This window comes from Chryseotalea sp., assembly GCF_057350905.1.
The window spans coordinates 190,610-203,095 of the sequence record NZ_JBMRCF010000008.1; the positions used below are offsets into that span (position 1 = coordinate 190,610).

The following is a 12,486-nucleotide window of genomic DNA, read 5'->3' on the forward strand; positions in this document are numbered from 1 at the left end:
AAGCCATCTCAAAATACTTCAAACAAAATAATCTTATTTTTGCGATGAACGAATCGTTGAATGTGTGATGGGGTGAGGAAGCAATTTATTGAGACTAGAATTTAAGGTAACCATAAAAACCGGAGCATCGCTCCGGTTTTTTTATTGTTGCAGATATTCCCTCTTCAACAACGGGCAAATTTTATAGCGCTCGTCTTTTGTGTCTTCATACACCGCTTCAAGCAACTCATACACGTTTTTGATGCCTATTCTTTTACACCATTCAAAAGGTCCGTAAGGATAATTGGTTCCCAGCTTCATCGCCATATCAATATCCTCGCGGGTGGCAGTGCCTTCCTGTACGGTGAAATAAGCTTCGTTAATAATCATGCAGATAATGCGTGGTGTCACTAAGCCTGCGCGATCCTCCACCAGTGTAAAGGCAGTGTTTAATTCTTGGCAGGTTTTTTCTAAAACACTTTTATCATCAACATGCAATACAGCAACCTCTAATAAAGATCTATTCAGAAAAGTGGGCAAACCGTTAAATCCGAATAGCGTTGCTTTGGGGCTTTTCAGTAGACCGTACGTTAAATCGAGCAAGGAACGCTTAGCTGTGTTTAGAAAAGCCACAATGTTTAAATCCTCATAGAAGCTTATCTCTGTGGGAATCTCATCAATCAAAAAATCGAAAATAACTGTATTTGTCTCTATAAGCCTTCCTGCCTCTCTGTAAGTATCGGCCCCTGAATATGTATGATTATCGCCAAATTTGGCCTTGCACTCAGTTAAGTTCTGTTCGGTGCCAATTACAATGAGGTTCATTCGAAAAGTCGGATAGTTTGCAGATATTTAGACCACGAAAATGCTAAATTAATTTGTATGTCTAAAACTGTTGTTTATTCTTCTACTGCACCCGAACCGATTGGTCCTTATAGCCAGGCAATACAAGCCGGAAATATGCTTTTTGTAAGCGGACAAATTGCTATACAAAAATCAACAGGTAAACTTATTACCAATTCCATTGAAGTAGAAACCGAACAAGTGTTGTAAAATATTGTTGATGTATTAAAGGCTGCCGACATGGATTTTAGTCATGTAGTAAAGTGTACCATCTTTTTAAAAGATTTTAACGACCTTTTTAAGGTGAACGAAATCTATGGAAAACGTTTTACAACAGCACCACCAGCACGTGAGACGGTAGAAGTAAGCCGCTTGCCAAAAGATGTGAATATCGAAATTTCCTGTATAGCTGTGAAGTGATAAATCTCCTGCCCTCTTCTTCTGAAACCATAGTAACCAGTCTGGAGATGGATGAGATCAATGCGCGCTTAACTAAAAGCACAGCCAATACTGTTGTTTGGGATCAGGAATATAAAATTGCCAGCGACAAAGTTTTCTACGGCTTTGTGCACAATGGCAATTTTCAATTGGCACTGCGCAACATGCGTTTGCTTGCCTTCACACCCATGATGTATGGCAAAATTGAAGGTGCTGCCAGTGGTAGTATTGTTTTTCTGAATTTCAAGCTCTTTGTCTTAACAAGGGCCTTACTCATCTTTTGGTCATTTTTTTTACTCATCGCTGGTACAGTCATGAGCTTCGTAAAAACGAACTATTGGCCGATCCTGGTTGCACTAGGGATTATGCTGCTTTTTCATTTGATCGCCTGGGCCAATTTTAAGCAGCAGCTAAAGCCAATGCGCACTGCACTTTTCAAATTATTGGCCTGATTAAGCTTTAAAAGCTTTAACTTTGCAGTCCTATTTTTTAGCGATGAAAGCAGTTAGAGTACGTTTTGCACCCAGTCCCACAGGAGCACTCCATATCGGAGGTGTTCGCACAGCCCTTTATAATTTTTTACTGGCTCGCCAGCAGGGCGGCACCATGATATTAAGAATTGAAGATACTGACCAGACACGCTATGTACCTGGTGCAGAAGAATACATTGTTAAATCATTAGAATGGGTTGGGATAAAAATAGATGAAGGTGTGGGGGTAGGCGGACCTCATGCACCCTATCGTCAATCGGAGCGAAAAGATATTTATGCTAAATACGCCAAGCAACTCATCGACAACGGTCATGCCTACTATGCCTTCGATACAGAAGAAGAGCTGGAGCAAATGCGCGAACGCCTAAAAGCTGCAGGAGTAGATCAGCAACAGTACAACAGCATTACCCGCATGCAAATGCGCAACTCACTCACGCTTACTGAAGAAGAAGTGAAAGCCTTGATGGATCAGGGGACGCCTTACGTGATCCGTTTAAAAGTACCGCGTAAAGAAGAGGTAAGACTAAACGATTTGATCAGGGGTTGGGTGATGGTGCACTCATCACAGATTGATGACAAAGTATTGATGAAATCTGATGGCATGCCTACTTATCATTTGGCAAATGTTGTCGATGATTATTTAATGGAAATCTCACATGTAATACGGGGTGAAGAATGGTTGCCATCAGCGCCCTTGCATGTACTCTTATATAAGTTTTTAGGTTGGGAAGAAGCCATGCCACAGTTTGCCCACTTGCCCTTACTGCTGAAGCCAAGTGGCGATGGAAAACTTTCCAAGCGCGATGCTGATCAAATGGGTTTTCCAATTTTCCCACTTGACTGGATAGATCCAAACACAAATGAAAAAGCACCAGGCTACAGAGAGTCGGGTTACCTGCCCGATGCCTTGGTGAACTTCCTTGCTTTTTTAGGTTGGAATCCGGGTACAACACAGGAAATATTTTCAATGGAAGAACTGATTCAGGCATTCTCCATTGAACGTATTGGTAAAGCTGGTGCTCGTTTTGATATACAAAAAGCGCAGTGGTTTAACCAGCAATATTTAAAAGCCAAAAGCAATGAAGATTTGGCTGAGTATTTACTCACTCTCCTTAAGAAGGAAAATGTAACTTGTTCTTTAGAGACAGCCATCAAGATTTGTTCCATCATGAAAGAACGCATCACCTTTCCTAAAGATATTTGGGAACATGGTAAGTTTCTGTTCTTTACTCCTACACAGTTCGATCAAGGTGTAGCCGACAAAAAATGGAATAACGAAGCCGTTACCGTACTTACTGCGTATCGCGATAGTATTGCTGCTTTACCTTCTTTTGATGCCACTATTGCCAAAACAACACTGGAAAGCGTAACTGCTGCACTGAGCATTGGTACCGGTAAAATTCTTCAGGCACTCCGTTTAAGCATTACAGGTGCAGGTGCAGGGCCTGATTTAATGATGGTGATGGAGATTGTAGGCAAGGAGGAAGTTGTAAAACGTCTCGATTTTGCTTTGCAAACATTAAAAGTTAAAGTAGCTTAGGCCTATGGCTAAGTCAGAAAAGTCGTCATCGAAAAAAAAGCCCAAGGTTCACAAAGAACTTGAAGGCTTTGAAATGTCTATCAATTCCTTCGGAGAAATTAATTCTAGTCTCGACATTGAGAAGCTGAATGCCTTTCTGGATAAAAATGTTGATGATAAGAAACTAGCGGAGCGGGATGATTACGAGGAGATAAAAAAGCCCAAAACCAAAAAGAAAAAATAGTTTCGGATCAATACTTTTCACTTACTAATACAAGGTGAAAAGATCTGATGACCGAATTCTTAAGATGAATTTTATTTTTAATAGCAATTCATGAAACTAGGCATCATTCGCGAAGGTAAAAATCCTCCTGATAAACGCGTTCCTTTTACTCCGAAGCAGGCCGAAGAAATTGGCGATCTGTTCCCAACAGTTAAAGTTATTTGCGAGCGTAGTCCTATTCGTTGCTATCAGGATGACGAATATGCTAAAGTTGGTGTTGAGTTGGCTGATGACATGAGCAATTGCGATGTATTAATGGGTATTAAAGAAGTACCTGTCGATAAATTAATTGCCAATAAAACATATCTCTTTTTTTCACATACCATTAAGAAACAACCCTATAATAAAAAATTACTGCAGGCCATTCTTCAAAAAAAAATCAGGCTCATTGATTACGAGGTATTGCGCGATCGCCTGGGAAATCGTTTGGTCGCCTTTGGGAGATTTGCCGGTATTGTGGGTGCCTACAATGGCTTGTGGACTTACGGTAAACGCACTAATCTTTTTACAATGCGCAGAGCGCACGAGTGCTTTGACATTAACGATTTAAAGCTTGAATTGCGCAAAGTAAAACTACCACCCGTTAAAATAATTTTAACAGGTGGCGGCCGTGTGGGTAAGGGCTCTATGGAAACATTGGATACTGCGGGCATTCGTAAAGTAAATCCACATGATTTTTTAACAAAACAATTTGATGAGCCTGTTTATGTGCAATTAGGCAGTGGCGATTATCACACCAGAAAAGAGGGTGGACATTTCATTCGTGATGAGTTTCATAAAAATCCAGAACGCTACGAATCGCATTTTTTACTTTACACAAAAGTTGCCGACATCCTGATGGCTGGTGCCTACTGGAATCCTAAAGCTCCGGTACTCTTTACTAAAGAAGACATGCAATCTACTGCCTTTAAGATTCAGGTCATTGCTGATATTACTTGCGACATTAATGGTTCTGTGCCTAGTACTTTGCGTGCTACCAGCATAGATGATCCCTTGTATGATTACGATCCCTTTACGCATTCAGAAAAACCAGCCTTAAGTAACACCAAGCACATTACGGTAATGGCGATAGACAATCTACCTTGCGAGCTACCCCGCAGTGCATCTGAAGAATTTGGCAGAGATCTCATTGACAGAATCCTAAAGCCCCTTTTCGGAGAAGACGCTGAGGGTGTTATTGAAAGAGCCACTATTGCCCAAAATGGCAGCTTAAGCCCTTATTTTGACTACCTAAAAGGCTACGTAGAGGGTTAAAAACAGCTTTTTGAAGTTTTTTAAGTAAAACTTCTAAACATTTTATGATCACTTTCGTTTTTGATAGTATTACTATCATTTGCGAGCAATGGCTATTATATCCTTTCGTTTAAACGAAAACCTCTTTTTAAGGGATCCCCAGAACTCAGAGCTGGGGCAAAACATCATTCGCTTCAGCATCAACTTGATCGATGAAATCGGTTTTGAACAATTTACCTTCAAAAAGCTGGCTGAAAAAATTGATTCAGCCGAGGCTTCGGTGTACCGCTATTTCGAAAACAAACACCGCTTACTAGTTTACCTAATCGACTGGTATTGGACCTGGCTAGATTACAAAATGGATTTTGCTATGCAAAACTTATCAACACCAGAAGAGCGCTTGCGCGCAGGTTTAAAAATAATTGTTGAGGAGAAAAAAATGGACCCCAGTTTTGGTTTTGTAGACGAACAGGCACTTCAAAGAATTGTGATGGCCGAATTCGACAAAACTTATTTAACCAAGCAAGTTGATGTAGATAATAAGGAAGGATTATTCCTGCCATATAAAACGGTATGCAACAAACTGGCTTGTGAGGTACAAAAAATAAATCCTGCCTATCCGCATCCCCACACCCTGATCAGCACCACGATGTTGTCGGCAAACCACCAGGTTTTTTATGCAAAGCACCTGCCTTCCCTGACTGATATCAAAGGCGAAAAGCAGGTGCCTTATCAAAAGTTGTATGAATTCTGTGAAGCACTCATTTTCAATTCAATAAAGTAAGTCGGATATGTTAAATAACGATCAACTCGTACGTATACTTCGGGAGTCTGCTTTGTTGATGAAGCATGATTTCAACCCAATGGACTTGCGCTTTGCCGAAGCAAACAAGCGTACCTATTCTGATGTAGATTTCCAGGAATTTAAAAGAGACCTAGTTGAAGCTGGCAGCAAGGTACGGCTGATGCTACTGGAATACAGTCTTCCTGTTGAGGACTTCAAGCAATTTATTACTAAGGAAGAGGACTCTGTTATTGTGTTTGATGACAGTGGTGATACTTTGATGCCCTGGATTATCCGTAAACAAAAAAGGAAGCTTACACAAATCATCATCGGCAATGAAGAATCAACGCAAACTCAATTTAATACGGATGATGCCTCCAGACTTTTCTTAAACAATGATGGAGAAATAACATTTTTTGTAGTCGTTCCATACCGGGGTTTAGTAAGTGAATACGGTTACGATCAGGATTTGTCTGGCGAAAAGATGAGTCCTGTGCGCAGATTCTTACGTCTACTCTCAACGGAAAGAAAAGACATATACTATATTTTCTTCTATGCACTGGTAGTCGGTGGTTTGGGTTTAGTCTTGCCTTTGGGTATTCAAACTACTATAGAATTAGTATCGGGTGGTGTATTTTTTAGTTCTATTTATGTATTAATCGCTTTACTCATCTTAGCTGTATTACTTACCGGAGGGTTGCAACTGGTTCAGATTAGTCTTGTAGAGTATTTACAAAGAAGGTTATTTGCTAAAGCCTCTCTTGAATTTGCTTATCGCATACCGCGTATTAAGACTGAAAGCATCATGGGTAATTATGCGCCTGAATTGGTCAATCGTTTCTTTGATATCATGACCATTCAGAAAGGCCTTCCAAAGTTGCTCATTGATTTATCATCTGCTGCCATCCAAATATTTTTTGGTCTTCTACTCCTTTCATTGTATCACCCCTTCTTCGTTTTCTTCAGCATGGTGCTGGTTACAGTGTTAGTCATGATTTTTTATTTCACAGGGCCTCGCGGTCTGGAGTCATCCATTAATGAATCGAAGTATAAATACAAAGTAGCGCAGTGGTTAGAAGAATTGGCGAGAGCGCTTAACTCATTTAAGCTGGCTGGAAATACCGATCTGCCCATCAAGCGGACAGACATTAACGTAAACAACTATTTAAAATATAGAAAAACCCACTTTAATGTTTTAATCAGTCAACTGTCATTTATTATCCTGTTTAAAGCAGCAGTAACAGGTGGTCTGTTGATTATGGGTACAATTCTGGTCGTAGACAGGCAAATTACACTAGGCCAATTTGTGGCGTCAGAAGTCATCATCATTTTAATTTTGAACTCAGTTGAAAAAATTATTACCTACATGGATGTAGTGTATGATTTATTAACGGCTGTTGATAAGGTGGCTACGGTAACAGATCTTCCGTTAGAAAAAGTTGGTGGTATTGATCTTCCCAAAAAATTAGTAAAGGGTTATGCTGTCAACTTAAAGGATGTGATTTACAAATATCCAAGTGGGGATCATGGTTTGAATAAATTGAATTTATCCATTGAAGCCGGTGAAAGAGTTTGCATTTCGGGCCCTGGCGGAAGTGGCAAGACTACACTCACCAATATTATCGCTGGGCTTCAGGGTGGGTTTACCGGTATCGTCACCATCAACAACTATTCAATACGCGATCTTGATTTAACGCACTTGCGCGATAAGATCGCCAAGAATATTTCACTAGACGATATTTTTGATGGTACCCTTCTGGAAAATATCACTGTGGGCAAACCAACGGAGGGTATAGAAGACGCTATTGATGCCATTGAAAAAGTAGGGTTGAGTGATTTCGTAAATAGCTTACCCGAAGGTCTCAACACGCACATACTCAGTGGCGGTAAGGGCTTTTCAAGCTCTGTCAATCAAAGATTAATCCTGGCGCGTTGTATTGCCAAAAAACCGGAGATGATCATATTAAATGATTACTTCAACTTTATGAAGAAATCTGATAAGGTGCAGTTAATAGAGCGCTTGGTGAGCAAAGAAAATAAATGGACATTCATTGTTGTCTCCAATGATCCACTCGTGATGGCTTCCTGCGATCGTGTTGTTGTGATAAGAGAAGGCAGTTTGTTAGGTGAAGGAAAGTTTGATGAGTTAATGCAACAGGGTTTGTTAGGAAATTATATAGAGTAAGTATATGCTGAATCTATCAAAAAACAGAGTTGAGAAAGTTATTATGCAAGACCGCTTGTATTCATTACGAGCGTTAAAAACTCCCAACACAGGAAAGACCTTAGCCCAGATACTGGCAGGGTTAGGTATTATTGGTTTCATCATTTTGTTTTTGCCTTGGCAACAAAATGTAAGAGGTACTGGCAAGGTTACTGCATTTAATCCTGCTAATCGCCCACAAACCATTGAGTCTGTTATTGCCGGACAAATACAGGCCTGGCATGTACGCGAAGGTGAATTCGTAGTAAAAGGTGATACGATCATTACCATACGAGAAGTGAAAGAAAAATATTTTGATCCACAGTTATTACAAAGACTTCAGGAGCAACTCGATGCGAAGGTGAGCAGTTTGGATTCTAAAGAGAGTAAAGCAAAGGCACTTCAAAGACAGATTCAGGCATTGCGTTCAACGCTTTCAAACAAACTTGAGCAGAGCAAAGCCAAACGCGATGCTGAAAAAGTTCGTTTTCAAAATGCAGAAAATCAATATCAACGTAACAAGAAACTTTTTGAAGCAGGTAATATTGCCCTTACCAAGTTTCAGGATATAGAATATAAATATCAAGGTGCTCAATCCGATTACCTGAATGCACAAATTGAATTAGACAGGGTTGAAGCAGAGTACCTGGATAAAATCAGCAAAGCAGAATCAGATTTGAGTTCAACACGTGCTGATTTATTTGATACTGAAGGGGAGATATCAAAATTAAGAAATGAGTATGCTAACATGCAGATCAGAAATGAACGCTACCAGATTCTCGCCCCTCAGAGTGGATTTATTGTTAAAACACTGCAGGCCGGTATTGGCGAAACCGTAAAAGAAGGCGATCCGATTTGCACCATTATGCCTGATGTATCCGATCTCGCTGTTGAGCTTTATGTAAAAGCGATGGATGTCCCCTTGGTTGAAAAAGGAAGAAATGTTCGTATTCAATTTGATGGCTGGCCGGCACTTCAATTTTCAGGCTGGCCCAGTGTGTCTGTGGGTACCTTTGGAGGTACAGTAAAAGTAATTGACTATGTAAGTTCAAAGCCTGGAGAATTTCGTCTGATTGTGCTCCCTGATGATAAAGATGAACAATGGCCTAAGCAGCTGCGGGTGGGTTCCGGCATTAAAGCCTGGGTGATGCTCAATGATGTGCCGGTCTGGTATGAATTATGGCGACAGCTCAACGGCTTCCCGCCAAGCTTATATGAAGAACCGCTAGACGAGGTCATTGAGAAGAAAGATAATACCACGAAAAAGCAAACTGAAGATGAGGTGTAGTAAAAATGCTTTATTGAATTTAATGCGCACTGTGTCACTCACTTTAGCTGTGCTCTGCACAACTACGGTGCAGGCACAGCAAGATTCTCTTTTTGTTTTACCCGATACAGTTAAGGCTTTCACATTGGAGAATTTCTACTATCTGATTTTAGAAAACCATCCTACAGCAAAACAAACCTATTTACTAACGGATCTGGCCAGGCAGGAAATACGTTTAGCCCGCGGCAATTTTGATCCTAAACTAGAGCTGTCATATCAACAAAAAAATCTAAACAATACAGAGTATTACGACTTACTGGATGGGTCAATCAAATTCCCAACCATCTTTCCAGTAGACCCTAAGTTAGGTATACAACGCAATGAGGGACAGTATGTCAATCCAGAAAATTACATATCAGATGAGTTTAACTTTCAGCAATTTTATGCAGGCCTAAGTATTCCGCTTGGCCGTGGTTTAATCACCGATGAGCGAAGAGCGGCTCTTCGTCAGGCCGAATTATTCAATGACATGACAGAGGCTGAGCAAGTAAAGCTCATCAATAAATTGTTATTAGAAGCAACAAAAGAATACTGGCAGTGGTATTTTGCTTACTACAATTACAGAATACAGAATAATGGCGTGCGTTTGGCTGAAGAAGTATTCAGAAGGGTAAAGATAAATGCATTGCAAGGTGAAGCTGCAACCATTGATACCGTACAAGCACAAATAACATTACAAGAACGCTTAGTACAGCAACAAGAGGCATTACTTGATTTTAGAAATTCAGGTATACAGCTTTCCACTTATTTATGGGACAGTCTTGGTAACCCATTGGTACTTTCGCTCAACTTTGCACCAGTAAGACCAGGCGAAAATTGGAGCTTAACAAAAGGTGCGCTGGAAGAATTAAAGAATCAAGCCAGGGCGAACCATCCTGAGTTAAAAAAATTAACTGTTAAACTGGACCAATTAGAAGTTGAGAGAAAACTGGCAGTAGAATTTTTAAAACCAACGCTTGATGCAAGCTATACCTTTTTAAATCAACCTTTTGACCCGAGATGGAATTCTTCTTTTAATGTGGGAGAAAACTACAAACTTGGTCTCGACTTTTCATTTCCAATTTTTCTAAGAAAAGAAAGAGCCAAATTGGCGCAGACCAAGATTAAGATTTCGTCTACAACATTCGAACGAGGTCTAGCAGAGCGGGATGTAATCAATCAAATAGAAACTGCCTACAACACTTTAGATGTTACAGGCAGTATGATTGCTCAACTCTCTTTCATGGTTGAAAACTATGAGCGCTTGCTTGCGGCAGAATTTATGAATCTCGAAAATGGTGAGAGTGACCTATTTAAAATAAACATTCAGCAAGAAAAATTAATCAATGCGCAGGCCAAATTTTTAAAAATGCTGAGCGAATACGAAAAAAGTAAAGCATTGCTCTATTGGTCAGCCGGAGTAAGTCAACTCGGTTTTGAGAAGTAAAATATAAGCTCGGTTTGTAAACAGGCTATTTAATCTAATTTTCTGTTTATCCTTTAACGCTATTATTTCCAGAAGATGTTTTATGTAGTTCATCTATTGTTCTTTTAAGTCAATAAAAGGGCAATAGATTTATTCTATCTTTATATTTAGGGAATAAAAACAACTATTATGAAAAGAATAATTTTGATATGCGTACTATGCAGCTCATTTCAGTTTTGCTTTTCGCAGATAATAGAAAATGGTGTGAATTCAAAAGAGGTGTATCCAAAAGCATTAGTAAGTTTTGAGGATTTTAAAAACCTGGTTGAAGTAGTCGAGAAGCACAGAGAAGAACGCTTGATTGATCTGAATACTTTTTTAGCAATGAGTAAAAAAGAAAACGTTATTGTACTGGATAGCCGTTCTGATTATCGATTTGAAAGAAAACACTTGAAAGGAGCCGTTCATTTAGACTTTACTGACTACACACAGGAGAATCTCGGAAAATTAATTCCGGATACAAACACGACCATATTAATTTATTGTAACAATAACTTTGATGGAGATCAAATTGATTTTGCTTCCAAAGTAGCAAATCCAATAAGAAATATGGAGACACAAATTCTGTCCAACAGAAAACCAATTATGTTAGCACTTAACATCCCTACATACATCAATCTATATGGTTATGGTTATCACAATATTTATGAGCTAAATGAATTAGTAAGCGTTAACGATAAGCGAATTCAATTTGAAGGATCTTCGGTTAAATAACTTGCTATGCGACAATGCTTTCTATACTTATTTCTTTCTGTGCTGTTCGTATTTTTAACAATGTGCTCAACAAAAAGTGACAAAAAATCCAGCCTGCAACCAACACCAACTGATAGCCTCGATAATACAATAGAAAAAAGTAAGGATAGCGTTATTACTAGTGAATTAATGCGCGATAGCTTTCTACTAGACGATCTTTTTGCATTCGATTCTGAAGAAGATTTAATTAAAGCATTTGGTAAATCTAATGTAACAAGAGTTGAAGAATTCAGTGCTGAAGTAGAAGGATCATGGTGGGTTTCTGTTTTATGGGCTGGCAAAAAAAACGAAGTCATATTTTTATGGTCCGATGCTCAAAACTTTGAAACTTTGAATAAAGTTTATCACATCGGCTCAGCTAATCATAAATATGTCTCAGATTGGAAAACCACTGAGGGCATTCGTTTGGGTACCTCGCTGGCTGAGCTTGAAAAACTCAATAACGGTCCCTTCAGTTTCTACGGCTTTTCATGGGATTTTGAAGGACAGGTGATCTGGACTAATCCTGAAAGGCATGCAAAGGGAATATATGTAAGTTTAAGAGTTCCTGAAAAAAATCGAATACCAGACATAGAAGGTGATATGGAAATTATGAGCGATTCGGATCTGGCAAAAAAGATTAATCCTGTGGTGGCTTACATTGAACTTCGTAAAAAATAAGGATGTTCGCTAAGTACCATAAAGTCTTCTACTTGTAAATCGCAACCCTTTTACAGGTTATGCGTTTGGAAAACAAAAGCTTAGATTATGGAGCATCATTTTCAATTCAGTGATACTGCGTTTTCAACACAATTTGCACAGTGTACACTCGACCCAAAACTTTTTACCCATGAAGCACACCTGCGATTGGCCTGGATTCACATCCGTCAATCGGGTGTGGAAAAAGCAATAGATACCATCAATAAGCAGTTGTTTTATTTTGTCAATGCACTGGGGGCAGGTGATAAATTTAATAAGACAGTAACTACTGCTGCAATTAGGGCAGTCTATCACTTTATGCTAAAATCAAACACAAATTCTTTCCAGGAGTTTATAGAAGAAAATCCAAGGCTTAAGCATCAGTTTAAGGATTTACTCTTCAGTCATTATAAAACTGATATCTTTAAATCAGAGAAAGCCAAAGGCGAATACCTGGAGCCGGAGTTATTACCTTTTGATTAATGTGACC

At 39.3% G+C, this 12,486-nt stretch carries 12 protein-coding genes and 1 pseudogene; 12 read left to right on the forward strand and 1 reads right to left on the reverse strand.

All coding sequences use genetic code 11. The features are described from left to right. Positions 1–141 precede the first annotated feature (141 nt). Entirely contained in the window at positions 142–804 is a 663-nt protein-coding gene (locus tag ACO1XM_RS09215; RefSeq protein ID WP_486228138.1) for a 3-hydroxyacyl-CoA dehydrogenase family protein, read from the reverse strand. 57 nt (positions 805–861) lie between these two features. On the opposite strand from ACO1XM_RS09215, the pseudogene ACO1XM_RS09220 reads away from it, so the two are divergent. The 12 genes and pseudogenes from ACO1XM_RS09220 to ACO1XM_RS09275 all read left to right on the forward strand — a co-directional run bounded on the left by ACO1XM_RS09220 (position 862) and on the right by ACO1XM_RS09275 (position 12,479). Beyond that, a pseudogene (locus ACO1XM_RS09220) lies at positions 862–1,242 on the forward strand (Rid family detoxifying hydrolase). Further along, complete coding sequence (locus tag ACO1XM_RS09225; RefSeq protein ID WP_486228140.1) at positions 1,239–1,712, forward strand: hypothetical protein; 474 nt, start codon at positions 1,239–1,241, stop codon at positions 1,710–1,712. The pseudogene ACO1XM_RS09220 and the gene ACO1XM_RS09225 overlap by 4 nt, the downstream one beginning before the upstream one ends. A 43-nt stretch (positions 1,713–1,755) precedes the next feature. After that, positions 1,756–3,291 (forward strand): glutamate--tRNA ligase, encoded by a 1,536-nt coding sequence (gene gltX, locus ACO1XM_RS09230; protein WP_486228142.1) that lies wholly within the window; start codon positions 1,756–1,758, stop codon positions 3,289–3,291. 4 nt (positions 3,292–3,295) lie between these two features. Continuing rightward, complete coding sequence (locus ACO1XM_RS09235) at positions 3,296–3,514, forward strand: hypothetical protein (RefSeq protein ID WP_127123201.1); 219 nt, start codon at positions 3,296–3,298, stop codon at positions 3,512–3,514. 90 nt (positions 3,515–3,604) lie between these two features. Further along, positions 3,605–4,807 (forward strand): NAD(P)-dependent oxidoreductase, encoded by a 1,203-nt coding sequence (locus tag ACO1XM_RS09240; protein WP_486228144.1) that lies wholly within the window; start codon positions 3,605–3,607, stop codon positions 4,805–4,807. A gap of 88 nt (positions 4,808–4,895) precedes the next feature. Continuing rightward, complete coding sequence (locus tag ACO1XM_RS09245; protein ID WP_486228146.1) at positions 4,896–5,570, forward strand: TetR/AcrR family transcriptional regulator; 675 nt, start codon at positions 4,896–4,898, stop codon at positions 5,568–5,570. 7 nt (positions 5,571–5,577) lie between these two features. Continuing rightward, entirely contained in the window at positions 5,578–7,755 is a 2,178-nt protein-coding gene (locus ACO1XM_RS09250) for a peptidase domain-containing ABC transporter (RefSeq protein ID WP_486228148.1), read from the forward strand. A 4-nt stretch (positions 7,756–7,759) separates the two neighbouring features. After that, positions 7,760–9,061: an HlyD family secretion protein gene (locus ACO1XM_RS09255; protein ID WP_486228149.1), complete on the forward strand. Its 1,302-nt coding sequence runs from the start codon at positions 7,760–7,762 to the stop codon at positions 9,059–9,061. Next, complete coding sequence (locus ACO1XM_RS09260) at positions 9,051–10,526, forward strand: TolC family protein (protein WP_486228151.1); 1,476 nt, start codon at positions 9,051–9,053, stop codon at positions 10,524–10,526. The genes ACO1XM_RS09255 and ACO1XM_RS09260 overlap by 11 nt, the downstream gene beginning before the upstream one ends. A 168-nt stretch (positions 10,527–10,694) precedes the next feature. Then, on the forward strand, positions 10,695–11,279 hold the full coding sequence (locus tag ACO1XM_RS09265; protein ID WP_486228154.1) for a rhodanese-like domain-containing protein: 585 nt from the start codon (positions 10,695–10,697) through the stop codon (positions 11,277–11,279). 60 nt (positions 11,280–11,339) lie between these two features. After that, positions 11,340–11,978, forward strand: coding sequence for a hypothetical protein (locus ACO1XM_RS09270; RefSeq protein WP_486228156.1), 639 nt, complete (start codon positions 11,340–11,342; stop codon positions 11,976–11,978). Between the two features lie 87 nt (positions 11,979–12,065). Continuing rightward, a complete protein-coding gene (locus tag ACO1XM_RS09275; protein ID WP_486228158.1) occupies positions 12,066–12,479 on the forward strand; it encodes a hypothetical protein in 414 nt (137 codons plus the stop codon). The last annotated feature ends 7 nt before the right edge of the window (positions 12,480–12,486 follow it).